We start from the raw sequence: 26996 nt of genomic DNA, 5'->3' as shown, positions 1-26996 counted from the left end.
AGTTTTAATTATAAATTTTTAATTTTTTGGCAAAACGTTTGAATCTTTTAGCACCACAAGATAATTTTTATCTAATAAATTTAATACTACAGCACGATTTTTTTCATCGATTTTCTTTTGAAAAACTACTTTTATATCATCTGTACCTATAAGTTCGTCATCTTCGTCATCTTCAAAATTTTTACTTAAATTTTTAAAATCATCATTGACATCTATTTTTGAAATTTCAGGTTTTTGATAATCGATTTCTTCATTTTTCATTTTTAATTCATCGGTTTTTTCTTGATTTTCATTTGATTTGTCATTTGACTCTAAATTTTTCTCAAAACTTTCAGGTGTAAAATTTTCAAATTTTGTATTTGCTTGGCTAAAATTTTGCACTTTTTCATCAACTGTTTTGTTAATTTGTTCGTTTATTTCTTCTTTTAAATTATCTTCCAAACCGCCATTTTGTTCATTTTCAAAAATGCTCCAAGCTGCATCAACACTTTTTTTATTTTTTTTCATAAGTTTGATAAAAATCAAAGCGATTATCAAAACCGCAATTACGCTTAAAATTACAAATATGAAATTTGGGCCGCTTTTTTCATCAGGATTTATGTTGTTTTCGTCGTTTTGAACTGCCAGTTGTTTGAAATTCGGGTTTTTTATACGTAAAATAAGTGATAATTTATCATTTTGACTAAGTGCCTCAATGTTTAAATCTTTACCTTTATTAAATACGATTTGTGTTTCGCCGCCACTTGGTATAATGCCGAATTCGCTTATAATTTTAGAGTTTAGTTGGTTTGTGAATTTTTCATCGCTTTTTACATTTTTAAGAGTGATGATTTGGCTTTCACTATCTATTTTCTTGTAAATATCCGGAGTATAAGCCGAATCAAACGAAAGTACGATATCTACGCTATTTTCATTGTCAAAAAACTCGTAATTCATAAGGCTTACGCCAAAACAGAAATTGGTTAAAAATATTATTAAGATTAAAATTTTTTTCATTTTTATTTAAAAAGCTCGTTTATTTTTTGTAAAAACTCTTTACCTTCAAATTCTTCGGAAAGTTTTACGATAGAAGTTCCAAGTATTACACCGTCCGCGTATTTGCGCATATTTCTTATATCTTCGTTTGTGCGTATACCAAAGCCGACAGCTACCGGTAAATCGCTCATTTTTTTAAGATCAGAAAGCATATTTTTTAGTCTTTCCATTGGAGTTAGTTTTGTTCCTGTTACGCCTATTGCCGATATTGCGTATATAAATCCGCCAGCTCTGCTTAAAACTTTTTTTGCTCTATGTTCGCTTGTTATACTTATTAGCGGTATTAAAGCGATTTTTTCTTTTTCACAAAGTTTAAAAATTTCTTCATTTTCCTCAAAAGGAAGATCCGGAATTATCAAACCTGAAATTCCAGCTTCAGCGCATTTTTTGATAAATTTTTTCATTCCGTAGGCAAAAATCAAATTGAAATAAACTAAAAAAATAAGCGGTTTTTTAGTTTCAACTTCACTTAAAATTTTAAATACAGTGTCCGTATTTACGCCGTTTTGCACCGCCTGAAAGCTTGCGTTAAACACCACAGGTCCATCAGCTAAAGGATCTGAATATGGAATACCTATTTCAACAATATCAAGTGCGCACTCATCAAGTGAATTTAAAAAATTTTTCGTATGCTCTACATTTGGATATCCGGCAACGATATAACCGATATTTGCTCCATTTTCAAACGCTTTTTTTATCTTATCCATAAATTGTTCCTTTTTTATAGTTTATGATTGAATCTATGTCTTTATCACCTCTGCCACTCACATTTACGACTATAGTTTTATGACCTTTAAGTTTCGGGCAAAGTTTATCCAAATATGCCAAAGCGTGTGCCGATTCGATTGCCGGGATGATTCCTTCGGTTTTGCAAAGTAATTTAAGCGCATTTATAGCTTCATCATCGCTTACAGCTTCATAGTGTGCGCGTCCAGTGTCAAATAGATTTGAATGCTCAGGTCCTACGCCAGGATAATCAAGTCCTGCCGAAATACTGTGTACAGGCAAAATTCTGCCATATTTATCTTGTAAAACAATTGTTTTCATTCCGTGAATAATGCCAGCTTTACCATTTGTAAGAGTTGCCGCATTATAAGGAGTATCGGCTCCAAGACCTCCTGCTTCAACGCCGCAAAGATTAACGTTTTTATCTTTTAAAAATGCGCTGAAAATTCCCATAGCATTACTTCCGCCGCCTACGCAAGCTACTATATAATCGGCTTTTATTCCCATTTTTTTAAGTTGAGCTTTTGTCTCTTTTCCTATTACACTTTGGAAGTGTTTTACAATCTCAGGATAAGGATAAGGACCGACGACTGAACCTATTACATAAAAAACATTTTCTATTTCATTTACCCAAGCTTGAATTGCTGCTGTTGTGGCCTCTTTTAGTGTTCTAAGCCCTGATCTTATTTCTACAACTTTTGCGCCTAAAAGTTCCATTCTAAATCTGTTAAGTCTTTGACGGGCTGCATCCACTTCGCCCATATAAATATTGCATTCAAGTCCCAGTAAAGCAGCGGCTGTAGCTGTAGCCACGCCGTGCTGTCCGGCTCCTGTTTCAGCGATAACCTTTGTTTTGCCCATTTTTTTAGCTAACAAAGCTTGTCCTAGAGCGTTATTTATTTTGTGTGCGCCGGTATGGTTTAAATCTTCGCGTTTTAAGTAAATTTCATGTCCGTAATATTTGCTAAGTTTTTTGGCATAATAAAGTGGCGATGGGCGTCCGACATATTCATGCAATAACCAGTTCAACTCATCTTTAAATTCTTTTGTTTTTGTTATATGTTTGTAGGCATATTCAAGTTCTTCTAACGCAAACATTGCTGTTTCAGGGACAAATTGTCCGCCAAACTTCCCATAATACGCTTTCTTATTCATACTTTGCCTTTGAAATTTTTGTAGCCATTATATACAAAATTCTTTTAAATTTAGCTTTTAAAAAGGTTTAGGATTTCCAGAATTTTACCTTTTTCTTTTATCCCTACATCATTTTCCACGGACGAGTTTATGTCAAGCGCAAATGGTGCATAACTTGCCGCTTTTTTCGCATTTTTAACGTTTATTCCGCCTGCAATTATAAAATTTATTTTCGGGTGATTTTTTTTAAAATTCTCCAAAAGTGAAAAATTCCAGCTAATTCCGTTTCCGCCGATTTTTTTGCCTTTATAGTCGAATAAGATTTTGTCGAATTTGTAATTATGTATATTTGGAATTTCATTTTTTATACTTACAACTTGCCAAAGCTCTATATTTCTATTTTTTAACTCATTTTCAAAATTTATATTATCGTAAATTTGAACCGCGTCAAGTTTTGCAAAATCGCAAATTTCTAAAATTTTAAATTTTGTAATTCCTGCAAAAACTCCGACTGCTTTTTTACCGTTTTGATGAGCTATTTTTACTATTTTTTGTGCCATTTGCGGACTTACTTGCCTTTTAGATTCAGCAAAGATTACTCCTAAAAAATCTATTTTTAATTTGGCGACTTCGTCTGCTTCGTTTTCGTTTTTTATTCCGCAAATTTTAAATTTCACATTTTTTCCTAAATTTTTCATAATTATATAATAAAATTTAAAAAATTTTGTATTATGATAATAATTTTCAACTTAATTTTATAAATTTTAATTATAATAACAAATATCAAAATTAAAGGATAAAAATGTCAGTTTTAGTAATCGGGGCAGATGAAATAACGCCTATAAAAGCAGTTTTGAAAGATCTTGGAGCAAGTAAAATCGAGCATTGGGATGCAAGAAATGAAAATCGTGTGAATCGTAAGCCGATTCCGATGGACACGCAGTGCGTGGTAATGCTAACAAGTTTTTTAAATCACAATACAATGAAAAAAATAAAAAGTGAAACCAAAAAGCGAAATATTCCGCTGGTTTGTGCTAAAAGAAGTGTAAGTTGTGTATTTTGTGAATATTGTAAAGTGTTCGGCATAAATAAAAACGGTGAATGTCCGTGCAAATAAACTTCGGTTTTTGCGGTTCAAAAGATTTCGTTCCTGATCCGTTTTGCAGTCTTTGTAAGTCTAAAAAATTAATAATTTTTCTTACGCTTTACAATGCAAATGTTGATGACGCGCTCAAAATTCCGATGAAATTTGCAAGAAATGCTGAAAATTTCAGTGAAATTTTCAGCAATTTTATTATTGAAAATTTAAGATTTAAGCCGTTAAATTTTAAAAAATGCGTAAAATTCGATGTATTGTCAAATGTAATAATATTATCCTTTCTAAAAGGAAAAAATATTAAATTTAACACAAAAATTCCATTGCTTAAAATCGCAAGACTTATTCAAATTCTGTATCAAAATGGAAAATTTTCTCTAATTTTCGATGCAAATATTTTTTTCAAAAATTTTGTATTTGATAAAATCGCTTACAAAAATTCAAATCGTGAAATTTATTTAAAAGACGAAATTATGGTTATCGACAAAAAACTTGCTGTAATAGTAAATTTCAAATCGCTTGATTTTGAAAAACAAAATTTCAGTTCGGATATCAAAAAAGCTCTTTCAAATAGCGAAATTTTGAAGCTTGAAAGTGTTTATCTGATTTATCCGAAGGCGCAAAATTTCAGGCGTCATATATTGATAAAAAGTGAAAATATTCCGCAGAATTTAACACTTAAACTTGTTCCGTATCGTATAAATAATAAAATTTGTTTAAAAGGATAAAAAAATGATAGGTATAATTTTTGGCAGCTCTATGGGAAATACCGAAGAAGCGGCTAATTTAACGGCTAAAATTTTAGTTGAAAAAGGCATAACTTGCGAAGTAAAAAATATAACTGATATTTCGCCTGCTGATTTTTCAAAATATGACACATTGATACTTGGAAGCTCGACTTGGGGAGATGGTGATTTACAGGATGATTGGGAAAGTTTTGATTTTGACGCTATTGAAATAAGCGGCAAAAAAGTTGCGCTTTTCGGTTTTGGAGACAGCGCCGGTTATTCTGATACTTTTTGCAATGCAATAGGCAAACTTTATAATATTTTTGTCAAAAAAGGTGCGCAAATTTTTGGCTTTGTAGATACAGATGGATATGATTTTGATGAAAGTGAAGCTGTAAAAGACGGTAAATTTGTCGGGCTCGCACTTGATAACGACAATCAGAGCGAACTTACCGAAGAGCGCATTAAATCGTGGATTGAAGCGAATTTTTAATTTAAGATAAAAAATCCGTTTTTTAACAAAATTTTGTGTTCATTTAAAAGTTCGCGTAAATTTTGCAAACTGAACTCATCAAACATTTGTGAAATATCGGTTTCGCTTTGCGGACGACGTTTTATAGTGGCTAAAATTTCATCTTTATCTATATGAAGTTTTATGCCGCTATATGCAGGTTTTGCGATTATTTCGACATTTTTTATATTTTCTTTTTTTAAAATTTCAGCCAGCTCGTTAAGACGCTCTAAACTTACGGCTTTACAATCAAAAGCGGGCGGTCTGTCGATTGTGCCGATATCAACGCGGTTTGCTTTTATATCACGCAATGCTTTTGCCAGATTTTTAAATTCATCTTCGCTGTCATTTATGTCCGATACGACCAAAATTTCAATTACCAGCATTCCGGTAAATTTTTGGCGAAATTTTATGATATTTTCTATAATTTTTGAAATTTGAACTTTTTTCGGATTGTCGATTTTTTTAAAAATTTCCTCACAGGCTGCATCAAGCGAAAATTTGACAATGTCGAATTTTAGTAAATCATCAAAATTTTCCGCGATTTTGGAAGCATTTGAAAGAATTAAAAGCTTCGGCGAAATATTTAATTTTTTTATAGAATTTATAAGTTCGCTAAAATACGGATATAAAGTAGGTTCGCCATTTGCCGTAATAGTTAAAACTTCAACGCCGTTAAATTCTTTTAAGCCTTTTTTTATTTCATTTAAAATTTCATCAACAGGCGCAATTTCGCTCATTTCAGATATTGCCCGTTTTTTTGAAAGTTCGCAGTAAAGGCAGTTAAAATTGCATTGTTTTGTATTCGGGCTTAAATCTACGCCAAGACTTTGACCGAAACGGCGTGAGCTGACCGGACCGAAAATGTATTTAAAGCTCACAGTGAAGATCTTTCTTGCACAAGACGTATAAAATATTTCGCATTTTCCACAGGAATATCAGGTAAAATTCCATGCCCTAAATTGAAAATATGCGGTTTTCCTTTCATCGTGTTTAAAATTTGCTCTACACTTTCTTTTATCGCATTTTTATTATATAAACGACAAGGTTCCATATTGCCCTGCAAAGTATATTTTGCACTTAAAATCTTACTTGCGGACTCAAGCGGCGTGCTCCAATCTACACCGAAAACGTCGAAATTTCCGTAAATTTTATCCAAATAACCGCTTATTCCTTTTGGAAAAACGATTATAGGAATTTGCGGATATTTCGCTTTTATAAAATCGCAAATTTCAATGATGTATTTCCACGAAAACTCGAAAAAAGCTTCACATTCCAAAGCACTTGCCCACGAATCAAAAATTTGCACAGTATTTACGCCGCTTTTGATTTGATTTTCAAGGTAAAGTTTCAGTGTTTCGGTTATTAAAGTTAAGATTTTGTGTAAAAATTCGGGATTTGTATAAAGAAGTTTTTTACAGACGCTGTATGTTTTGCTTCCTTTTCCTTCTATCATATAAGTGGCAATCGTCCAAGGAGCGCCACAAAAGCCGATTAATGCCTTATCTTTCGGAAGTTTTTCTCTTGTAAGCGAAATCGTATCATAAACATATTGCAGATTTTTTACGGCTTTTTGCAAGCTCAGCTTCGCTAAATCGTTTTCATTTTTAACAGGCGATTCAAATATCGGTCCTTCACCTTTTATGAAGTGCAAATCCATTCCCATTTCAAGCGGAATGACTAAAATATCGCTAAATAAAATCGCAGCATCCACACCTAAAATTTCAACCGGCTGAATTGTAACTTCACTTGCTTTTTTATAATTTTTACAAAGTTCCAAAAAACCACCGACTTCATTTCGCACTTTCATATATTCAGGCAGATATCTTCCTGCTTGGCGCATCATCCAAACAGGCGTATAAGGCGTTTTTTTCTTTAAACAAGCATCTATAAAAATCATTTTCAACCTTTAAAATTTTTGTAAGATGTTATCTAAAATTTGTAAATTATTGATTTAAAATTAAATTTATAAGCTCTTTTTCGCTGATTTTGCCACTTTTTTTCGCCTCTTTCACAGTTAAATTTTTAAAATTTTCAAGTTTGACAAGATTTGTGTCATTTGTATTTAAAATTTGTGAAATTTCAGCTATTTTTAAATTTGAAATTTTAGAATATAACTCGTTTAATTGCGGTTTGCTGATTTTATCGTTGTTTTGATTAGACATAAAAGTAAGTCCTAAAAACGCAGCCGTACTTACGACACAAATCGCTAAATTTAATAAAATTTTATTGCCCCTGAAATATCTTTTCAAGCCGCCGAAATTTGCCGCCATATGTAAAACGGCAAATAAAACAAACGCCAAACCGATATAAGTGTGAATTAGTTCAAGCGGTTTGTTTTTTATGTGTAAAAATAGTAAAATTCCGCTTATCGCAATGACCGCAAAAGTTCCTATAACAGGCGTTGTAGCAAATGATTGTCTGATTTTCATTTTTATATCCTTTTTGATAGAATTCGGTGCAGATTTTAAGAAAAAATTGTGAATATTTTGTTAAAATTTTGTTTCTAAAGATTTAAAGGAAAATTTTGGATTATTTGCTATTTTTAGGAACTTTTTTTCTAATTTCGGTAAGTCCTGGAATTAATATGATTTTAGCTCTTAGCTTCGGGCTTAGCGTCGGTTGGAAAAAGAGTATTTTTTTGATTTTGGGTCAAAATGTTGCAATTGCCATTTTATCACTTATTTGCGGACTTGGACTTGGTTTTTTGATGATAAAATTTCCAAATGTTTTTTATGTTTTTAAAATTTGCGGCGGAATTTATATTTTATTTTTAAGCTTTAAAATTTACAGAGACAGCGGTAAAATAAATTTACAAAAAGTGCGCTCAAACATTACAAAAAAGGAGCTTTTTTCGCAAGGATTTTTGATAAGTTTCACAAATCCGAAAGCGTGGATTTTTATAGGTTCACTTTTACCGAAATTTTTAGGAAGTTCTCATACTTTAAGCGTTTCTCTTGGAATTTTAATCGCTATTATCGTAGTTGTTGAGTTTTGCTGCTTAAATTTATATGCTCTTGGAGGCGCTTTTATGAAAAAATTTGTAAGCGGCAGGGCAAATTTGATAAATAAAATTTCAGCTTTTACGATTGGATTTTTAGGTTTAATTATTATTTTTGAGTAAAATTTAAAGATTTTTAGGTAAAATTAAAAAATTTTTAATAAAGAAGGTTAAAAAATGGCAAAAGTTTGGAAATTTAAAGATAACGTAGATACAGACATAATTATCGCAGCCCGCTATTTAAACACTTCCGATGAGAACGAACTTGCAAAACACATAATGGAGGACGCGGATCCCAAGTTTTTCAGTAAAATTTCACGCGGCGACATAATAGTAGCAGGAGAAAATTTCGGTTGTGGAAGCAGCAGAGAACACGCTCCAATGGCGCTAAAAGCTGCCGGAATAAGTTGCGTTATAGCAAAATCTTTTGCAAGAATTTTTTACAGAAACAGTTTTAATATGGGACTTTTAATTTTAGAAAGCCATCAAACTGATGAAATAAACGAAGGCGATGAGCTTGAAATCAATGTAAATAACGGTGAAATTAAAAATTTAACGCAAAATAAAATTTATAAATTTACGCAGATTCCTGCATTTATGCAAGAGCTTTTAAAAGATGGCGGGCTTATAAATTACGCTAAAAAAAATATGAAATAAGGAAAATTGATGAAGAAATACGATATTTGTGTCATAAAAGGCGACGGAATAGGACCTGAGATTATAGATGAAGCTGTAAAAGTACTTGATGCGATTTCGCATAAATGCGGTTTTGAATTAAATTTCGATTATTTTTTAATGGGTGGCGCTGCGATTGACGTTTTTGGCGAGCCTTTACCTAAAAATACGTTGGACGCTGCTTTAAAAAGCGATGCCGTGCTTTTCGGGGCTATAGGCGGAGAAAAATGGGATAAACTTCCTAGACATTTGCGTCCTGAAAGCGGACTTTTGCGAATCAGAAAAGAGCTTGGCGCTTTTGCAAATTTACGCCCTGCGATAATTTTCGACGAGTTAATCAATGCTTCCACATTAAAATCTGAAGTTGTAAGCGGCGCAAATATAATGGTCGTGAGAGAATTAACGGGTGGAATTTACTTTGGACAACCACGCGAAAAGCACGAAAACGACGCGTTTAACACAATGGTTTACAGTTCAATGGAAATAGAGCGCGTGGCGAAAGTAGCATTTGAAACTGCGATGAAACGCCATAAAAAAGTTACTTTGGTGGATAAGGCGAATGTTCTTGAGACAAGTCAGCTTTGGCGTGAAGTAGTAGAAAATGTAGCCAAAGATTATAAGGAAGTTGTGCTTGATTTTATGTATGTGGATAATGCAGCTATGCAGCTTGTGCGTGCGCCAAAGCAATTTGACGTGATTTTAACGGAAAATCTTTTTGGAGATATTTTAAGCGATGAAGCAAGTATGGTTTGTGGAAGTATCGGGCTTTTGCCAAGTGCAAGTATCGGCGGTAAAACAGGAATATATGAACCGATTCACGGAAGTGCGCCTGATATCGCAGGACAAGGCATAGCAAATCCTATCGCTACTATTTTAAGCGCCTCTATGATGTTAAGATATGCTTTAAATGAAACAGCCGGAGCAGATATGATTGAAAAAGCCGTAAAATCTGTATTAAAAGACGGTTATCGCACAAAAGACATTGCAAATTTCGACGCAAAAGAGCTTTGCACTACAAGCGAAATGGGTTCGATAATTGCGGATTACGCGAGCAAATAATGTTGGCAAATTTAGCAAATATTTTGGTTTTGGAATCAAACGGCTTTTATGAAAAAGCGATTGAGATGTGCCTAGTTTTGCTAAAAAACGGCGAAAATAGTGAAATTTCGCAAATTCTGGATCGTATAAAAGAAAAAAAATTGCAAAAATTAAGCAGCGCAAATAAAGAAATGTTGGCGCTTTTTTTGAGTGAAAATAAAGATGACACGGAAAAATTTAAAAGGTGGCTTGTTGATATATGAAAATAGAAGACATCGCTAAAATCGTAATTGAAGAGCTTGGGAACGCGCAAAAATCTAAAAATTCGGAAACCGAAAATACTGATGAAAAAAACTCAATAAATGAAAATATCGGTGAAAAAAAATTCAATGAGAAAAAATTGCAGGATGAAAACTTACTGCAAGAAAATTCAGGTGTTGAAGAGCCGTATTTACCTGGAGAAAATTTTGAAAATGAAAATTTATCAAATGATAATTTCGTTAATGAAAATTCTATGTATTTAAATACGGCCGGTTTTTCGGATAAAAAAATAAATGATGAAATTCTATCTGATGACAGTTTAAACGCTCAAAATTCAAAATCACCGAAACCGCTTCAAAAACCTGTACAAACTGAAAAGCTAAACGATGAAAATTTAGCGGATAAATCCTTGCAAATCAAAATTTCCAATGAAAATTTTCTAAAAAAATCTCAAATAAAAGATGAAATAGAGTTTTTAACAGCCATAAAAGAGCGTATTTTGGTGCTTTTTGACGGACTTGAAATGTTTGATAAAGCGGACATTGAAGCAAGAGTTAAACTAAATTTAAAATTTATGGAATTTTTGATTGCAAGTATCGAAAATAGAATTAAAAACCTTTCAAATTAGCGGATTTAAGACACTTTTTAACGTTTTAAAAAATTATACGAAAAGGGCTTACTTTGTCGGCGGATCCGTAAGAGATTTTTTTCTTTTTGGCGGCATGTCAAAGCCTAAAGATATCGATATTGAAGTTTATGATATAAATCCTGAAATTTTTGAAAAAATTATGCTTGGTATCGGCGCAAAAGGCGTTGGAAAAAGTTTTTTTGTGTATAAATTTGAAAATTTTGATATCGCTTTGGCACGCAGTGAAAATAAAATCGGCGTCGGTCACAAGGCTTTTGAAGTTGAAGTTTGCAACGATGAACGAATGGCTGTCAAAAGGCGGGATTTTAGCATAAATGCCGTTATGATAAATATTTTTACTGGTGAGATTTGCGATTTTTACGGCGGCGTGGCCGATATCAGGGCACGAGTTTTGCGTATGGTTTGCGAAAAAACTTTTGTTGAAGACAGTCTTCGCGTGCTTCGAGGAGCGCAGTTTTGCGCTAGATTTAATCTGAAAATAGAACAAAATACGCTTAAAATTATGCAAAAGATAAAGCTTGATGATTTAAGTAAGGATCGCATTAGAGATGAGCTTGTGAAACTTTTTAGAGCAAAATTTTTAGCTCACGGCTTTAAAATTTTGCAAATTTTAGGAATTGATGAAAAAATTTTCGGCGTTAAAATTTCCGATAAACAAAATAAAAAGATTACAGGAATTTTAAAAAATAGCGCAAAAATCGTGCAAAACGAGATGTTTTTTTTGTATGTCATATTAAATTTTTTGCATCTTGATAAACTTAAAATTCTGCGTTCTTTAAATCTTAATTCGGTTTATAAGCGCATTTTAAATGAACCTTTTTATGAGCGCGTAAGCAGTTTTGCGCTTTGTGAAATTTCAAGTAAAATACCGTTAAAATCGTGGCTTGGAATGTATAGCGCGCACCGCGTGAAAATGGCGAAGTCGTTGCGTATTTATGATAATCGTCTGCATTTTAAAGTTTCAGGCGCTAAATTTGTAAAAATCGGCTTAAATGGCATAAAAATTGCAACCGCAATAAAAAATGAGCGCAGTAAAAAGATACGAAAACATATAAATAAAATCAAAAATTTAAAAAATTCTCTATGATTTTTGTCGTATTTTGTGAAATAATTATAACATGCAGTTATTCGTGAAATAACTATACTTACAGCGAAAAATAGTTTTATTCTGTAAATTTTTTAAGATTTTTATTTGAAGGCTTATCTAGCGATAAACAGTAATTTGACAGTTTATTACGCAAGCGCACTTTTTTTTGGAATTTTAATTTTGAAATTTTTCCGTGAAGTTTTTAAAACGCAAAATTTTTAATGCTTTTTTCTAATAAATTAAAAAATTAGTCAAATATTAAGTAAATTTCTAAAACAAACAGTATTTTCCGGATATTTTTTTATCGGTAAGCTTTCGACATCTTCGGCTAAAATCAGCTACACTTCAATTAAATGCGTATATTTTCTATAAATAGCACTTTTTGTTGTGTAAATTTTTTAATTTTGTATATAATTAGGCGCGTAAAAAGGATAAAAATGATTTTAGTTGTAATTGGAGTTTGCGTCGGATTTATTTCGGGGTTTTTTGGAATAGGCGGTGGAACCGTTGTAGTTCCTACGATGCTTGCGTTTGGTTATGATATAAAAATTGCCATCGGAATTTCGATTTTGCAAATGCTTTTCAGTGCGATTTTCGGCTCTTATATAAATTACAAAAACGGCAAACTTGTCATAAATAACGGTATTTTTGTTGGATTTGGCGGTTTATTTGGAGCCGGTTTGAGCGGTTTTATCGTGGCAGCTGTGCCGTCAAAATGCCTTGAAATTGGACTTTTAATCACATTGGCAATAGCGATTGTAAAATTTTTTATGACAAATGTTTCAAAAGAGTCCAAAAATCCAAGCAACATTTTACTTTTTATAATAGGCGCCGCAATCGGAGCAATCGCGATTAGCATGGGAATTGGCGGAGCGCTGTTTTTAACGCCGATTTTGGTCGGATTTTTGGGAGTTGATATTAAAAAAGCCGTAAGTATGGGTCTGTTTTTTGTGATTTTCAGTTCATTCAGCGGATTTATAAGCCTTGCATGGCATGGTTACGTTGATTATAAAGACGGCATTTTGCTTGGACTTGGTTCTCTTGCGGGCGTGTATTTCGGCACGAAAACGTCTCATAGAATTTCAAAACAATCACAAAAATATTGGCTTCTTGCGCTTTATGTTTCGATGTTTTGTTTGACATTGAAAAAAGTTATTTTCGGGTGAAACGCTATTTAGTAGTTTTTAAAATAAAAAATTTATAAAATTCAAAAATAATTTTAGTTTGAACATATAAATAATTTCTTTAAAAATACATTGTAAAACATTCAGACAAATACTTTTAATTATGCATTCTATAAAAATAATTTTTAAAAAAACAGGTTTTCAGTATAGATTTACAGCTTTGATTTGTTGGTGTACATTGAAGTTTTACTAAATTATGTATATTAAAACGTAAATTTTATCTTTTCGAAGTCTTGCTTAATCCAAATTTTTGTATAAGTTTCTATAATAAAGCGTTTTGGATTTTGTTTGCCGAATTTTTGCGCACTGTTTTAAATATATCGAAATAAAATCCATTTTTAAAGCGTAAATTCATTTTGTAAAAATGCATAAATTTTTGGCTACTTTTATTAAAATCCTTCTAAAACTACGCTATAAAGGTAATTTACTTCGCCGTCATTTAAATTGATGGATTTTTTTGTTTCATAAAATTCCAAAAGTTTATCAAAATTTATTGTATTTTTATTTATACAGTTTCCATGCGCCGGTAAAAATGCGCGTGCAAGAGCGATTTCTTCAGAAATTTCGTTGTCGCAGATAAAACAGATTTTATCTTTGTGAAGTCTGCCTTCAAAATCCAAAATTTGTGCATAAGTTTCTATAATAAGGCGTTTAGGATTTTGTTTGCCGAATTTTTGCGCGCAGTTTTCAAGCATATCAAAATAAAATCCATCAACACTTCCGGTTCCTTTTAAATGTGCATAAAACAGTCTCATCAGCTGTTGCCAAAAAAGCATTTTATCGCGGTTTGTAAGCCACGAAAAACCAAGATGCATTACTCCTCTAAGTTTTGGTAGAAATTTTATATCGCTTTGAAGTTCGAAATCTATTTTAAAACCTTGTGTGATATTTGAGTGTCTGGCACCGTAAAATCTATATGTTTCAAGCATTTCACTGTTTGTAAGAATGCTGACGATACAATCTTCATCTCTAACTTTCGTAACTTTTAATATAAATCCTTGCATAGCGTGATTGTATCAAAACAGGGTTTTAAAAAAGATAAAATTTAATTTTATAGAGTTTAAATTTTTAGAATTGTAAAATTTTGTATAAAATTGGAAAATATTAAAAAAGGATAATTGATTTAAAAATTTTATAGGCATTTAAAAAGAGATTTTTTCATTTTAATGAGAATTTCTGCGTTTAATGTAATTTTGATATTTTTGACAAAATTTTTACATGATTTTTAAAATTTTTTTTATTATGGTGTAATTTAAAATCGGATTGCCGCAGGTAAAGTTTTATTGTTATTATATCAGGCGTTTTTGATATAGTTTGTCTTATCCGCTTGATTATCATATTTAATTTTTATTCTTTGTTCTTTTTTTAAAGCTGAATTGAAAAATATCGTTTTTATCAAAGAATTATATAAAAAAATATTTTGAGAAAATTAAATTTTTAAAGTTTTAATCTATAATGTAAAAAAGATTTATAATATTTTTAAAAGCTGGAAGATTTACGAAAAACAAAAATTTAAGGGCCAAAAAATTGCCCTTAAATTTTAAATAAATAAAGAATTTACGCTTTCATCGTGATATACACGGCGAATAACTTCACCGAACAAAGGAGCTACGCTTAAAATTTTAATTTTATCTGTATTTGCGCCGTCTTTTAAAGGAATTGTATCGGTTACAATCAGTTTATCAAGCGCAGGATTTGCTATATTTTCATAAGCTATACCGCTTAAAACGGCATGTGTGCAAAATGCCATAACGCTTGTGGCGCCGCGCTCTTTAAAGGCTGTGGCCGCTTTTACGATAGTTCCTGCCGTATCTATCATATCGTCTATTAAAATCACATCCTTATCTTTTACATCGCCTATTACATTCATAACTTCGCTTTTATTTGCTTCTTCGCGGCGCTTATCAACTATTACCATATCCAAATTAAGTTTTTTTGCAAAACTTCTTGCGCGTGCCACGCCGCCGACATCAGGGCTTGCTATAATCGGATTTTTTAAATTTTGCGCTTTTAAAAAATCAACGAAAACAATCGAGCCGTATAGATTATCCACAGGAACGTCAAAAAATCCTTGTATTTGTCCTGCATGCAAATCCATAGTAACCACGCGATTTACGCCTGCTGTTTGCATCATATTTGCAACTAATTTGGCGGTAATAGGAACCCTTGGAGCCGCTTTTCTATCTTGTCTTGCATAGCCGAAGTACGGTACAACGGCGGTTATTGAGTTTGCCGAACTTCTTCTTAACGCGTCTGAAACAATTAAAAGTTCCATTAGATTTACATTTGCAGGAGCACAGGTAGGTTGGATGACAAAAACATCTTTTCCGCGCACACTTTCACGGATTTGGACATTTATTTCGCCATCACTGAAACGCTTAATAGTGGCTTCACTTAACGGAAGCGACAAATATTTTGAAATTTTCTTTGAAAATTCAAGATTCGCAGTGCCTGAAAAAATTTTATATCCTCGCATTTTTACCCTTTTTTAATAAAAATTTTTAAAATTCTACCCTAAAATTTCTTTAAACTTTATAAGCGCCGAATAAGCGGTCAAGTTCGTTTATCAAAATTTCTTCGTTCGTCATTTTATTGGTTTTTTTCATTTGTTGTAATTTTTCAATCGCCTCATTTGTTTCGTTTCTATCTTCATTTAGGCTCATATTTTTTTTTATTTGCTCTTTTAAGACTTCGCTGTCTTTTTTTATTACTTTGAGTGTTGCTTTTTCGCCGAAAGTTTGTTTTAAAATTTCTTTCAGCGCTTTAAATCCTATATTTAAGGCATTTCTTGTTTTTATATTGGTAGCATTTGAAATTATTGTCATCACGCCGTTTTCAAAACTGTCAAATTCTATATAATTGTCAAAAATTTCACCTAAATCATAATCTCTATCATAAATATTTTTTACAAACAGTTTGTATGGCGGCATATTTGTTAAAGTTTGTTCGGTTTTTGTACTGCTTTGCAGATTTTTAGAATTTCGCCCGTCTAAATTTTGATTTTCGGTAAAATTTTGTGCATTTTGCGGTTGCACTTTTGTTGTATTTTGATTTATATTTTTACTTGCTTCGATAAGTTCATCAATTTGGCGTAAATTTACAGCTTCCATCATCTTAAAAAACGCCATAGCAAAAGTGTATCCGTTGTCATTGCTAATTGAAAGCATACCTTTTGCAATCGCAAGTATTCTAAAAAATCGCTCATACATAAGCAGACTAAAAGATGTGTCGCGTTTTAAAAATTTCGATTTAAGATTTGATATAAGTTCATCGATAATTGTTTCAGGCGCATAATTTTCAATCTCTTTTATGATATCAATCAGCGCGTTTCTATCTTGGTTAATTATAATTTTTAAAATTTCATCGATTTTTGTCGGATCTAAAAGTCCAAGCATTTCTGCAATTTTGCTTTGAGTTATATTTTCGCCGCTAAAAATTATAGCCTGGTCCAAAAGTGTAAGAGTATCCCTAAGTGAGCCGGAACCGCTACGAGCTAGAATTTCAATTGCAGATTGTTCGTAAGCTATATTTTCATTTTGTAAAATATATTCCAAATGCGCCATTATGAGATTTGTGGCAATCGGTTTAAAACGAAAGTGTTGTGTTCTTGAAAGCACCGTTACAGGAAGTTTTAGCGGATTGGTTGTGGCTAATATAAATTTCACATATTCAGGCGGTTCCTCAAGCGTTTTTAAAAGTGCATTTGAAGCTTCAGTCGTTAGCATATGAACTTCATCAATAATAAAAATTTTATATCTTGCAACGCTTGGAGCGTATTTCGTCTGCTCAATCAGTTCTCTTATATCATCGATTTTTCTATGACTTGCCGCGTCCATTTCTATAATGTCAATATGACGCCCTTCATTTGCCATTATACAGTTATCACATTCTTCACATGCATGACTTGTAGGACCTTTTTCACAAATTAAATCTTTTGCAAAAATACGCGCTGATGAGGTTTTGCCGCTTCCTCTAAGCCCGCTGAAAAGATAAGCGTGGCTTAGACGTTTGCTGTCAAGTGCATGAGAAAGACTTTTAGCGATAGTATCTTGACCGATCAGTTCGTCAAAATTTTTTGGGCGATATTTTAGAGCTAGAGCCTGCATTACATTTTCGCTTTTGCTTCTAGTCCCATTAGTGAGAAAGCCGTTCGTATACAAAGAGCAACTACTGCAAAAACCTTCAGTCTTGCATTTTCGTTATCACTTCCTATAACGCGGTTTTCATTATAATATTTATGAAAATCGCCTGCAAGGCTTTTTAAGAAATCCGGTATTTTTTGCAAAGAGCGTGATTTCAGCGCTTCGTTTAAAATTTCATTCAATCTTAATGCTTCAAATACTAAATTTAAAGCATCTTCATCCAAATTTTCAAAATTTTCATCTATTATTTGTTCTACGTTTTTTCCTGCTTTACCAAATACCTGATTCACTCTGGCATGAGCGTAATTTATATAAAAAATCGGGTTTGTGCTGTCCTCTTTTTTTAGTTCGTCTATGTCGAATTCAAGCGGAGAGTTACCGCTTTTGCTTATAAATATAAATCTAAGCGCGTCTTTTCCGATTTCTTCAAGTATATCGCTCATCAAAACGACATTTCCTGCGCGTTTGCTCATTTTAAAAGTTTCGCCGTTTTTTAAAAGACTTACCATTTGCATTAAAACAACTTCCAAACGATTTTCATCATATCCTAAGAAATTTATCGCCGCTTTTAATCTTGCGACATATCCGTGGTGATCCGCACCCCAAATATTTATATAATGATCAAAATTTCGTTCAAATTTATTATTATGATAAATTATATCGCCTGCCAAATATGTAGGGCGACCGTCTTCACGAACAACTACGCGATCTTTTTCATCGCCGTTTTGTATGGAGGCAATCCAAATTTTGCCTTCTTTTTCATACATTTTACCGCTTTTTTCAAGCTTTTTTATAGTGCCTTCAAGCTCGTTATATAGACTTTTTTCGCTAATCCAGTTTGAAATTTCAATTCCTGCATCGGCCAAATCTTTTTTTATAATTTTTAATACTTCATCTTTTGCAAAATCGCTTAATTTTTTTTCGTCTTTTAAAATTTCATCGCCGAATTTTTCTTTTGCAATTTTTAAAATTTCATCTATGTATTCGCCGCGGTAGTATTTATCAGGATATATTACTTCTTCACCGGCAAGTTCTTTTGCACGTAGAATCATTGAAATTCCAAGCAAATCGATTTGATTTCCGGCATCATTAATATAGTATTCGGTTTGCATTTTATAACCCAAATAATTGCTTACTCTTTGTAAAGTATCACCGTATACGGCGCCTCTGACATGTCCTATGTGGAGAGGACCTGTTGGATTTGCGCTTATATATTCTAAAAGTGTTGTCGGCGAGGTTTTTTCTTTTTCACTTGCAAAATTTTCACCGTTTTTTAAAGCTTCACCTGAAATTTCAGCTAAAAATTCGGCTTTAAGTTTAAAATTTAAATATCCGTTTAATGCCGATACGTTAAAAATTTTACTATTTCGAAATTTATCGGCCAATTCTTCCGCGATTATTTTTGGTGATTTTTTAAATTCTTTAGCAAGGCAAAAAGCTACAGGGCAGGCATAATGCGCTAAATTTTTATTTTTCGGCTGTTCTAAAATTATATCGTAAGGCAAAATTTTTTTTATTTCATCAATTATCTGATTTTTCAAATTTTAAGCCTTATTCTCGTCTTTTTTTTCGACTTTTTCTGTTTTATTTTCTGTTGCTTCGTCGCTGCTTTCCATCTCTTTTTTAAATGTTTTTATACCTTTTCCGATTCCTTGAGCTAGCTCAGGGATTTTTTTTGCCCCGAAAAGCAAAACGATAATAACCAGGATAACAATTATTTGCCAAGGACCAACTGCCATTTTTTCTCCTTTAATATCAATATATTCTATTGTTTTTCGTCTTTTTTTTCTATTTTTTCTTTATTTTCTTCGCCGGTTTTATCATCGTTTTCTACCTCTTTTTTGAAAATCTTTATACTTTTTCCGATTCCTTGAGCGAGCTCAGGGATTTTTTTTGCTCCGAAAAGCAAAACGATAATAACCAGGATAGCAACTACTTGCCAAGGACCAACTGCCATTTTTTCTCCTTAATCAATCCAATTTTCGGCGATTTGCGCTACATTTAGATTTTTTGTTTTAAATTTCATAGAACGAAAAATCGCTTTAAAAGCGCGGTAAGAATTAGCCAAATCATCATTTATTAAAAAATAATCGTAGTCTTTTATATGTTGCATTTCTATTGCGGCATTGTAAAGTCTTCTTTCGATGTCTTTTTCGTCATTGCTTCCGCGTTTTTTTAGGCGTTTTTCAAGCTCATTTTTAGTTTTTGTTGTAATAAAAACGGATGTAATTTCTTCATCAAATTTTTTGCGAACGATGTCAAATCCTTGAACGTCAATATCGAAAATAACGCTTTTACCGGCTTCCAAGGCAGCTAAAACAGGTTTAATAGATGTGCCGTAATAATTTTTATGTACTACAGCATATTCTAAAAATTCGCCTTCTTTTATACCTTTTTCAAAATCGCTAACGCTTATATAATGGTAATTTACATCATCTTTTTCTCCGGCTCTAATCTTTCTGGTAGTAGATGAAATCGAAAAATAAATATTGTTTTCTTCTTTCATTAAGCGCTCTATTAGCGTGCTTTTGCCGCTTCCACTAGGTCCTGAAACGATTAAAATTTGACCGCCCACATATTTTCCTTAAAATTTTACTTTTAATTTAAAAGATGAGATTTTAGCGTTTATTTTTTTAAGTTCTGCTAAAATGGCGTTTTTAAGGTTTTTGCGTATTGTATTTTCGTCTAAATTTGACGGAAAATTTTCAAATTTTATAATATTTTCAACATCTTCGGCTTCAAGTTTTGTTTCATCGTCGTTTGATATTTCAGTTTCTTGCGCGTTTTTTTGCAGATTATCTATTTTTAAAACATTTACAAGTTTTGTGTCGCTTCTATCTGTTTTTAAAACATCTTTACTTTCCGCTTCTTTACTTAAAATTTCGTCTTTTTTATTTGGAATTTCATCTTTTTTTTTGCCAAGCGCAAGATCAAGGCCAGCCTCAAAATCATCAATTTTTATTTTTTCAAGACTTTCTATCTCTTTTGCAATCTCACTAATCGGTCTGTCGTCATTAGAATTTATATCAAAATTCATATCGTTTTTCGACGCCTTAATATCCGCATTATCGATTTTTTCTTTTACTTCTACTTCCGTCTGTATTAGTTCGATTTCTTTTGCGATATCGCTAATCGGGCGATCATCGTCAGATTTATAAATGCTGTTGATTTTATAATCTATATCAAATTCGCTAGGCTCAAAAAATCCGCGCTTTACAAGATTGTTTAAATCGCTTGCAACTTCGCTAATCGGTCTATTATCATTTGATTTATAAAAATCATTTATGAAATTTTCTAAAATTATATTTTCAGTAGACATTTCATCTCCTTTTACTATATTTTTATTTTGTGGTGCCGTAGCTTTAATGTCGGCCTTTGGTGTTAAAATTTCGATTTTTTGTTCCGTATTTTCCATATTTTTTGTATCCATTTCATCTATTTCTTTTATAAGACTGCTTACTTCTTGTATATCTTTGTTTAATTTCTCATGCATTTTTTCCGTTATTATCGGTTCCACACTTTCATTTTGAGGTTGAATTATATCAGGTTCGTCTAAATTTTTTGCTTGAATTTCTGATGTTTGAATTTCTGAATTTTGTAAATTATCGTCTTTTTTTGAGCCGAAAGATACGATAAAATTTATAAGATCGGTCGGTAAAAACGGTTTTGTCAGTTTATATTTTGCACCTGAAAGCTCTTGACCTTTTGCAAGTAAAAATAGAGTTTTATCAAAATCAAACTCTTTTTCTTCATCGGCGTCATAGTCGCAAATAAGCAAATCATATTCGCCATCTTCGTTGATTAAATCTGCATTTGAGCGTTCTACGCAGATATTTACGATATTTATAATTGAACTGTTTTTACTGTCAAGTAAAATTTTCATAAAAACTCCTAAAAACTGATTTACTTATTTTAAGATATTTTTTATTATTAGTTGCTTATGTTTGTTTAAAATTTTTATTTTTATTGTAAAAAGCTTAAATTTATAGAAAATTATGTAGAATTAAAGGTTGAATTTTAGAGGAAAATATGAAAAAATACATTTTAAAGATTGATTGTGATGACTCAAAAGGTTTAATTTACCGAATTTCAGATGTAATTTTTAAATTTGATTTAAATATCGCTACAAATCACGAATTTGTAGATCACGGAGTCGGAAGATTTTTTTACAGAGCCGAAATCGATGCAAATGAAAAAATAAACGAAACTGCATTAAAAGGCACTTTAAGCGCGATGCTCGGAGAAAAAGCAAATATAAACCTAAAAGAGCAAAAAAAGAAAAAAATCGTAATTTTGGCGACAAAAGAGACGCATTGTATAGGCGATTTGCTCATAAAAAACAGTAGCGGCGAGCTAAATGCCGAAATTTTGGCTGTTTTGGCAAATCATAATGATTTAAAAAGTTTAGTATCGAAATTCGATATTCCGTTTTTTTGTATTTCAAGTGATGAAATAACAAGAGAAAAGCATGAAGAAATGGTAATCGACGCGCTTAAAAAATTTGATTTCGATTATATGATTTTGGCTAAATATATGAGAATTTTATCACCTGTTTTCGTATCTAATTTTAAAGAAAAAATCATAAATATTCATCACTCGTTTTTACCGGCTTTCATCGGTGCAAATCCTTACAAACAAGCTTATGAGCGTGGTGTAAAAATAGTCGGCGCAACGGCACATTTTGTAAATGATAATCTTGATGAAGGACCGATTATAACGCAAGATGTAATTCGTGTAAATCATGAAATGAGCTGGCAGGAGATGCGAAGAGCAGGGCGCAATGTAGAGCGAAATGTCTTAGCTGCGGCACTTGATCTTGTTTTTGATGATAGAATTTTTGTTTATAATAATAAAACGGTGGTGTTTTGATGTTTAACATCGTTCTTGTTCATCCGCAAATCCCGCAAAATACAGGTGCTATAGGCAGACTTTGTATAAATGCGAATCTCAAACTTCATATCGTAAAACCTACGATTTTTTCACTTGATGAAAAGTCGGTTCGCAGGGCCGGGCTTGATTATTGGAAAAAGTTAAATCCTACGATTTGGGATAGTCTGGATGATTTTATGGCGGCAAACGGCGATAAAATTTCGCGCTTTTGGTTTAGTACCACAAAAAGTAAGAGATTGTATTTCACGGCTGATTTTAAAAAAGATGATTTTATATTTTTCGGAGGCGAAAGCACGGGGCTTCCGATGAATTTTATGCAAAAAAATTGGCAAAATGCAATTACGATTCCTATGGGAAATGAAGGGCGAAGTTTAAATCTTGCGATGAGTGTCGGGATTGTGGCTTACGAAGCGATTCGCCAAAATATCGGTGCTTTTGAAAACGCTCGCGGATATCAAATATGAGAAAAATTTTAGCGATTTTACTTTTTTTTACTTTTGCATTTGCAAGTGAGCTTAAAATAGCTACTTACAACGTCGAAAATTTATTTGACGCAAAGGTGCAAGGAAGTGAATATAATGATTTTAAAAACGGCAATTGGAATGCCGAAAAATACAGTTTTAAACTTGAAAAAACGGTGGATGTTTTGAAGCGTTTAGATGCCGATATAGTTGCATTACAAGAGATTGAAAATTTTGAAGTTTTAAAAGATCTGGCACAAAAAAGCGGCTATAAATTTTATAAATTTTCAAAAAGTGATAAAAACTCACCATTCGGCGTTGCCGTTTTGTCGCGCATAAAGATAAAAGATACTATTTTTTATCCGCCGCCTTTAAATATAAAATCAAGGGATATTCTGCGTTGTGATTTTACTTTTGAAGGTGAAAATTTTTCGATTTTTGTTAATCATTTTTTAGCAAAAAAAAATGCATATAGCAAGCGAATAGCAAACGCTACTCAATTAAGCAGCGTTTTAAGAAATGTTAAAAATGTCGTTGTTTTAGGCGATTTCAATACAAATTACGGTTCTGATTCGCTTTTAAACGATATTATAAATCGTTATAATTTAGTGGATTTGTGGAAATTTTTACCTTCAATTGAGCGAATTTCACATCAAAGCGGGCGAGCAATAGATCATATTTTGCTCTCACAGGATTTTTTTAAAAACGTGACTTTAAATTATAAAGATGAATCTTTTGGCGTTTTTGATGAAAATTTTAAAAACAGTGATCATTTGCCTATTTTTTTCACGATAAGTTCTAAGCCGAATATAACGCCGATAATTGACGAAAAAATCGCAACAGTTGATGAAATTTATGGCATTAATGCTATTAAAAATCCTATTATTTTGAAAGATGCAGTTGTTGTCTATAAAGATAAAAATGGTTTTGTAATAACGCAAAACAGGCGTGGAATTTATGTTTTCGACAGACATAATTTTTTAAATTTGGGTGATAGAGTTGATTTAAAAATACAAGATGTCGGCTTTTATAAAGGAAATTTTGAAATAACGGATTATCAAGTTTTGCAAAAAATCGGCAAAGAGAAAAATTTATCGGAAAATATGTTGGAATTTAGTGAAATTTCGCTAGCAAGAAGCGGTGATGTGATAAACAAAATCGTGGCTGATATCAAAGATGGAAAAATTCAGACAAAATACGGTAAATTTCCGTTTTTTTCGCCAAATAAAAAGATTGAAAACGGTAATAATTTAACATTCAAAAACGTATTGGTGAAAACTTATAAAGGTAAAAAAGAGTTAATTTTAAATTAAAATAAGGATAAAAATGGAACTTTTAATTGAAATAGGAACAGAGGAACTTCCTGCAATACCTTTTTTAAAGGAATTTAAAAATATCGCACCGAAATGGCGTGAAATTTTGTGTAAAAACTCATTGGAAACTGAATTCGAGTTTGAATTTACTCCACGCAGACTTGTACTTATACATAAAAATTTCAGCGAATTTCAGCCTGACAGCGAGATTATAAAAACCGGCGCGCCAAAAAATATCGCTTTAAAAGATGGCGTTTTTACAAAGGCTGCGCTTAGTTTTGCAAAAAAATGCGGTATAAGTGAAAATGAGTTGAAATTTGAAAATGTTGACGGTAAGGAAGTTTTATACTATAAAAAGCTTCAAAAAGGAAAAGCAAGCGCTGAAATTTTGGGCTCTATGATAGAAGAATTTCTGCTTTCTTTAAATTTCGGCAGATCTATGCGCTGGGGTAATGGCGAGTTTTCTTTCATTCGTCCGATTAGAAGTGTGGCTTGTTTACTTGACGGTAAAAACGTAGATTTTAAAATTTTCGGCGTGCAAAGCAGAGCGGCATTTTTTCCACACAGAAATTTCGGATATGAACTTATAAGATTTAGAGACTCTGATGAGTATTTTAAACTTTTGGCAAAAAACGGAATAATTTTAAAATCAGATGATAGAAAAACTGAAATTTTAAGCGAATTTGGAAAAATAGAACGTGAAAACGGTGTAAAAATTCAAATTGATAATGAGCTTTTAAATGAAGTTATAGCTATCACAGAGCATCCAACAGCTTTACTTGGCAACTTTGATGAAAGTTTTTTGGCAGTTCCGAAAGAGGTGATAATCACTTCAATGAAAGAAAATCAACGCTATTTTCCTGTTTTTGAAAACGGAAAATTATCAAACCATTTTGTAGTTGTAAGTAATGCCGTTAGCGATGATAACGGGCTGATTATAAAAGGAAATGAAAAAGTTTTAAGAGCCCGTCTTAGCGACGCGATGTTTTTTTGGCAAAATGATTTGAAAGCCGAATTTTCAGAAAATAAACTAAAAAATGTTTCATATATGGATGGTCTTGGTTCTGTTTATGAAAAAGAGTTAAGAGAGCTTGAAACAGCGAAAATTTTTGCTGAATTTTATAAAGACGAACTTAAAAATGAGTTTAAAAAAGATTGTTTTGAAAATGAAATAAATCGCGCGATTATGTTAAGCAAAGCTGATCTTACAAGCTCGATGGTCGGGGAATTTCCTGAGCTTCAAGGTGTAATGGGAAGTTATTATGCACTTTATAAAAACGAACATCCGCTTGTAGCAAGAGCAATTTATGAGCAGTATTTGCCAAATGGTGAAAATAGTGAGCTTCCAAATGGAATTTTTTCAAGCATTATAGCAATTAGCGTAAAATTTGAAACTCTTATCGGGCTTTTCAGCATCGGCAAAATTCCGAATGGAAATAAGGATCCTTATGCGTTAAGGCGTGCCGCTCTTGGAATTTTAAAGATTGTTTTAAATCAAAATTTAAATTTTAATATCGCTTCTGTTATAAAAAAATTGGCTAAAAATTATGCAAAATTTGATGAAAATTCTTTGATAAATTTCTTAAAAGATAGACTTTACAGCCTTTATGACGCTAATGTTTCCGTTATAAAAGCTTGCATTAACAGTGGCGAAAACGATATTAAAAAACTGAACTCGGCTATAATCTCACTTGATGAAATTTCAAAAGAGGCTGATTTCAGTGAAAAATTTGCTACGTTTAAACGTTTGGCAAACATTATAAAAGACGAAAAGATAGGTGTCGTAAATGAAGCGCTTTTTGAAAATGAGACGGAGATTTTATTAAACAGCGTTTTTAAATCACTTGATTTAAATGATGAAGATTGTAAAAATTATCTGAATTCGCTTTTTGCACTGAAAGATAAGATTGACGAGTTTTTTGATAAAGTTATGATAAACGCGGAAGATAAAAAAATAAAAGCTAATAGGATTGCGCTAATCGGTCAAATTTACAACGCATTTTTAAAAGTTGCCGATATAAAAGAGATCGGTTTTTAATTCAGTTTTGTGAAATTTAAGAATTTTTTATTGCATTTAAATTTCAGTTTTTGTTTTTAAATTTTATTTTATGAATTTAAAATTTTTATGGATTAAGGCATATAAAATTTTAAGTAAAATACATTGAATTACAAAATAAATGCGCACGATTTGCTTATAAATCGTGCGCAACCAAAGTTTATCCGAATACGCTATAAATATCTTCCAATAAGAAATATTTTTTCTCAGCGTGACCTTTATAGAACGGTTGGATTGTTTCATTGAATGATTTTTTGAAAAATCCTTCCTTACTTAGTTTTATAAGTTCGTCGTTTATAAAATCAAGTAATGTTTTATTACCTTTTTGAACTCCTATCGCAAGAAAATCTGTAGTTCCAAGGTTTTTTATGCTGACTTCTACACTTCTATCAAGTACAGGATATGCCAGTACTACAATATTATCAGCCGCGTAAGCTTTTGCTTTGCCATCTCGTACCATTTTGTAACATTCTACTGCAGAGTTGCAATATTCAATTTTAAAATCGTTTTTTTGTAAATATTCTTCTGTAGTAGTGCCTTTTTCGCATATTATAGGCGTGTCTCTAAGTTCCAAAGGCGATGTGATGTTGTCATTTTTTCTTGTTAAAATTCCTGTATTTACGGCAAAATACGGCATTGTAAAATCAACGCTTTTGGCTCTTTCATCAGTTACTGTGTAGTTTGCTATAACAGCGTCTATTTTATTTTGTTGAAGTGCAGGAATTCTATCTTTTGCGGTTATTATCACAAATTCCACAGTTCCGCCGTTTTCTCCAAATAAGTCTTTTGCAATTGAATTTGCCAAATCTATTTCAAATCCTTCAAACTTACCGTCTACGAATTTTTCAAATGGCGGTTGCGACTCATAAACTCCGACTCTAAAAACACCTTTTTGCTTGATTTGATCCAAGCTATCGCCAAACAAGGCACAAAAACAAATACCCAAAACCAGAATAATCTTTTTCATTTTTACTCCTTTGCAGTAAAATAATTTGCGGTATTATATCAA

The 26996-nt window shown here is 32.1% G+C and carries 30 protein-coding genes; 14 read left to right on the top strand and 16 right to left on the bottom strand.

The annotated features are described in order from the left end of the window. Window positions 1-18: 18 nt before the first annotated feature. From CHAB381_RS05965 to CHAB381_RS05950, 4 genes are read right to left on the bottom strand one after another with little or no spacing between them, the layout of a single operon-like run. Window positions 19-996 (bottom strand): hypothetical protein, encoded by a 978-nt coding sequence (locus tag CHAB381_RS05965; RefSeq protein ID WP_012109128.1) that lies wholly within the window; start codon window positions 994-996, stop codon window positions 19-21. A 2-nt stretch (window positions 997-998) separates the two neighbouring features. Then, window positions 999-1742 carry a tryptophan synthase subunit alpha gene (gene trpA / locus CHAB381_RS05960; protein ID WP_012109127.1) on the bottom strand — a complete coding sequence of 248 codons (744 nt, stop codon included), beginning with the start codon at window positions 1740-1742 and terminating at the stop codon, window positions 999-1001. Next, window positions 1735-2916: a tryptophan synthase subunit beta gene (gene trpB / locus CHAB381_RS05955; RefSeq protein ID WP_012109126.1), complete on the bottom strand. Its 1182-nt coding sequence runs from the start codon at window positions 2914-2916 to the stop codon at window positions 1735-1737. Before trpB ends, trpA begins: the two co-directional genes overlap by 8 nt. A gap of 50 nt (window positions 2917-2966) precedes the next feature. Next, on the bottom strand, window positions 2967-3572 hold the full coding sequence (locus CHAB381_RS05950; RefSeq protein ID WP_049752842.1) for a phosphoribosylanthranilate isomerase: 606 nt from the start codon (window positions 3570-3572) through the stop codon (window positions 2967-2969). A gap of 125 nt (window positions 3573-3697) precedes the next feature. Between CHAB381_RS05950 and CHAB381_RS05945 the strand changes: the two genes are divergently transcribed. The 3 genes from CHAB381_RS05945 to fldA are packed head-to-tail and all read left to right on the top strand — an operon-like array spanning window position 3698 to window position 5212. Beyond that, window positions 3698-4012 (top strand): DUF2325 domain-containing protein, encoded by a 315-nt coding sequence (locus CHAB381_RS05945; RefSeq protein WP_012109124.1) that lies wholly within the window; start codon window positions 3698-3700, stop codon window positions 4010-4012. Then, entirely contained in the window at window positions 4003-4719 is a 717-nt protein-coding gene (locus tag CHAB381_RS05940) for a hypothetical protein (protein ID WP_012109123.1), read from the top strand. The genes CHAB381_RS05945 and CHAB381_RS05940 overlap by 10 nt, the downstream gene beginning before the upstream one ends. Window positions 4720-4723: 4 nt before the next feature. Continuing rightward, the gene (gene fldA, locus CHAB381_RS05935; protein WP_012109122.1) at window positions 4724-5212 is read left to right on the top strand and encodes a flavodoxin FldA; all 489 of its coding nucleotides are present in this window, start codon (window positions 4724-4726) and stop codon (window positions 5210-5212) included. Here fldA and CHAB381_RS05930 read toward each other — a convergent pair. Genes CHAB381_RS05930 through CHAB381_RS08520 form a run of 3 tightly spaced genes read right to left on the bottom strand, consistent with a single transcriptional unit; the run spans window position 5209 to window position 7662 of the window. Further along, complete coding sequence (locus tag CHAB381_RS05930) at window positions 5209-6111, bottom strand: radical SAM protein (protein WP_012109121.1); 903 nt, start codon at window positions 6109-6111, stop codon at window positions 5209-5211. The two genes, fldA and CHAB381_RS05930, sit on opposite strands and share 4 nt — an antisense overlap. After that, window positions 6108-7130, bottom strand: a complete 1023-nt coding sequence (gene hemE, locus CHAB381_RS05925; RefSeq protein WP_012109120.1) for a uroporphyrinogen decarboxylase — start codon at window positions 7128-7130, stop codon at window positions 6108-6110. The genes CHAB381_RS05930 and hemE overlap by 4 nt, the downstream gene beginning before the upstream one ends. Before the next feature lie 46 nt (window positions 7131-7176). Then, entirely contained in the window at window positions 7177-7662 is a 486-nt protein-coding gene (locus CHAB381_RS08520) for a DUF4405 domain-containing protein (protein ID WP_012109119.1), read from the bottom strand. Window positions 7663-7757: 95 nt separating this feature from the next. On the opposite strand from CHAB381_RS08520, the gene CHAB381_RS05915 reads away from it, so the two are divergent. The 7 genes from CHAB381_RS05915 to CHAB381_RS05885 all read left to right on the top strand — a co-directional run bounded on the left by CHAB381_RS05915 (window position 7758) and on the right by CHAB381_RS05885 (window position 13107). Next, entirely contained in the window at window positions 7758-8354 is a 597-nt protein-coding gene (locus CHAB381_RS05915; protein ID WP_012109118.1) for a LysE family translocator, read from the top strand. A gap of 54 nt (window positions 8355-8408) precedes the next feature. Next, complete coding sequence (locus CHAB381_RS05910) at window positions 8409-8888, top strand: 3-isopropylmalate dehydratase small subunit (protein ID WP_012109117.1); 480 nt, start codon at window positions 8409-8411, stop codon at window positions 8886-8888. A 9-nt stretch (window positions 8889-8897) separates the two neighbouring features. After that, a complete protein-coding gene (leuB, locus tag CHAB381_RS05905) occupies window positions 8898-9965 on the top strand; it encodes a 3-isopropylmalate dehydrogenase (RefSeq protein WP_012109116.1) in 1068 nt (355 codons plus the stop codon). Between the two features lie 2 nt (window positions 9966-9967). Beyond that, complete coding sequence (locus CHAB381_RS05900) at window positions 9968-10207, top strand: hypothetical protein (RefSeq protein WP_143297191.1); 240 nt, start codon at window positions 9968-9970, stop codon at window positions 10205-10207. After that, window positions 10204-10833, top strand: a complete 630-nt coding sequence (locus CHAB381_RS08515) for a CiaD-like domain-containing protein (RefSeq protein WP_012109114.1) — start codon at window positions 10204-10206, stop codon at window positions 10831-10833. Before CHAB381_RS05900 ends, CHAB381_RS08515 begins: the two co-directional genes overlap by 4 nt. Before the next feature lie 94 nt (window positions 10834-10927). Continuing rightward, window positions 10928-11941 carry a tRNA nucleotidyltransferase/poly(A) polymerase family protein gene (locus CHAB381_RS05890; RefSeq protein WP_232215072.1) on the top strand — a complete coding sequence of 338 codons (1014 nt, stop codon included), beginning with the start codon at window positions 10928-10930 and terminating at the stop codon, window positions 11939-11941. A gap of 437 nt (window positions 11942-12378) precedes the next feature. Beyond that, window positions 12379-13107 carry a sulfite exporter TauE/SafE family protein gene (locus CHAB381_RS05885; protein ID WP_012109111.1) on the top strand — a complete coding sequence of 243 codons (729 nt, stop codon included), beginning with the start codon at window positions 12379-12381 and terminating at the stop codon, window positions 13105-13107. A 407-nt stretch (window positions 13108-13514) separates the two neighbouring features. Here the strand turns inward: CHAB381_RS05885 and recO are convergent, their stop codons facing one another. From recO to CHAB381_RS08510, 8 genes are all read right to left on the bottom strand, one after another. Continuing rightward, window positions 13515-14129, bottom strand: coding sequence for a recombination protein RecO (gene recO, locus CHAB381_RS05880; protein ID WP_012109110.1), 615 nt, complete (start codon window positions 14127-14129; stop codon window positions 13515-13517). A 536-nt stretch (window positions 14130-14665) separates the two neighbouring features. Then, window positions 14666-15601 carry a ribose-phosphate pyrophosphokinase gene (locus tag CHAB381_RS05875; protein WP_012109108.1) on the bottom strand — a complete coding sequence of 312 codons (936 nt, stop codon included), beginning with the start codon at window positions 15599-15601 and terminating at the stop codon, window positions 14666-14668. Between the two features lie 49 nt (window positions 15602-15650). Further along, complete coding sequence (locus tag CHAB381_RS05870; protein WP_012109107.1) at window positions 15651-17231, bottom strand: DNA polymerase III subunit gamma/tau; 1581 nt, start codon at window positions 17229-17231, stop codon at window positions 15651-15653. Then, the gene (argS, locus tag CHAB381_RS05865) at window positions 17231-18808 is read right to left on the bottom strand and encodes an arginine--tRNA ligase (protein ID WP_012109106.1); all 1578 of its coding nucleotides are present in this window, start codon (window positions 18806-18808) and stop codon (window positions 17231-17233) included. The genes CHAB381_RS05870 and argS overlap by 1 nt, the downstream gene beginning before the upstream one ends. Before the next feature lie 3 nt (window positions 18809-18811). Further along, a complete protein-coding gene (gene tatA, locus CHAB381_RS05860) occupies window positions 18812-19006 on the bottom strand; it encodes a twin-arginine translocase TatA/TatE family subunit (RefSeq protein WP_012109105.1) in 195 nt (64 codons plus the stop codon). Between the two features lie 26 nt (window positions 19007-19032). Next, window positions 19033-19224 (bottom strand): twin-arginine translocase TatA/TatE family subunit, encoded by a 192-nt coding sequence (tatA, locus tag CHAB381_RS05855; protein WP_012109104.1) that lies wholly within the window; start codon window positions 19222-19224, stop codon window positions 19033-19035. A 9-nt stretch (window positions 19225-19233) separates the two neighbouring features. Further along, window positions 19234-19842, bottom strand: a complete 609-nt coding sequence (gene gmk / locus CHAB381_RS05850; protein ID WP_012109103.1) for a guanylate kinase — start codon at window positions 19840-19842, stop codon at window positions 19234-19236. A gap of 9 nt (window positions 19843-19851) precedes the next feature. Then, complete coding sequence (locus CHAB381_RS08510) at window positions 19852-21150, bottom strand: hypothetical protein (RefSeq protein WP_012109102.1); 1299 nt, start codon at window positions 21148-21150, stop codon at window positions 19852-19854. A gap of 146 nt (window positions 21151-21296) precedes the next feature. On the opposite strand from CHAB381_RS08510, the gene purU reads away from it, so the two are divergent. From purU to glyS, 4 genes are read left to right on the top strand one after another with little or no spacing between them, the layout of a single operon-like run. Beyond that, complete coding sequence (gene purU / locus CHAB381_RS05835) at window positions 21297-22136, top strand: formyltetrahydrofolate deformylase (protein WP_012109101.1); 840 nt, start codon at window positions 21297-21299, stop codon at window positions 22134-22136. Further along, complete coding sequence (locus tag CHAB381_RS05830; RefSeq protein ID WP_012109100.1) at window positions 22136-22621, top strand: tRNA (cytidine(34)-2'-O)-methyltransferase; 486 nt, start codon at window positions 22136-22138, stop codon at window positions 22619-22621. Before purU ends, CHAB381_RS05830 begins: the two co-directional genes overlap by 1 nt. Continuing rightward, complete coding sequence (locus tag CHAB381_RS05825) at window positions 22618-23931, top strand: endonuclease/exonuclease/phosphatase family protein (protein ID WP_012109099.1); 1314 nt, start codon at window positions 22618-22620, stop codon at window positions 23929-23931. The genes CHAB381_RS05830 and CHAB381_RS05825 overlap by 4 nt, the downstream gene beginning before the upstream one ends. Before the next feature lie 13 nt (window positions 23932-23944). Next, on the top strand, window positions 23945-25969 hold the full coding sequence (gene glyS, locus CHAB381_RS05820) for a glycine--tRNA ligase subunit beta (RefSeq protein WP_012109098.1): 2025 nt from the start codon (window positions 23945-23947) through the stop codon (window positions 25967-25969). A 178-nt stretch (window positions 25970-26147) separates the two neighbouring features. Here the strand turns inward: glyS and CHAB381_RS05815 are convergent, their stop codons facing one another. Beyond that, window positions 26148-26954: a cysteine ABC transporter substrate-binding protein gene (locus tag CHAB381_RS05815; protein ID WP_012109097.1), complete on the bottom strand. Its 807-nt coding sequence runs from the start codon at window positions 26952-26954 to the stop codon at window positions 26148-26150. Between the last annotated feature and the right edge of the window lie 42 nt (window positions 26955-26996).

Source organism: Campylobacter hominis ATCC BAA-381, from assembly GCF_000017585.1.
Lineage (GTDB): Bacteria > Campylobacterota > Campylobacteria > Campylobacterales > Campylobacteraceae > Campylobacter_B > Campylobacter_B hominis.
The sequence above is the reverse complement of the archived record's forward strand: the minus strand, read 5'-3'. Positions and strand labels throughout refer to the sequence as shown.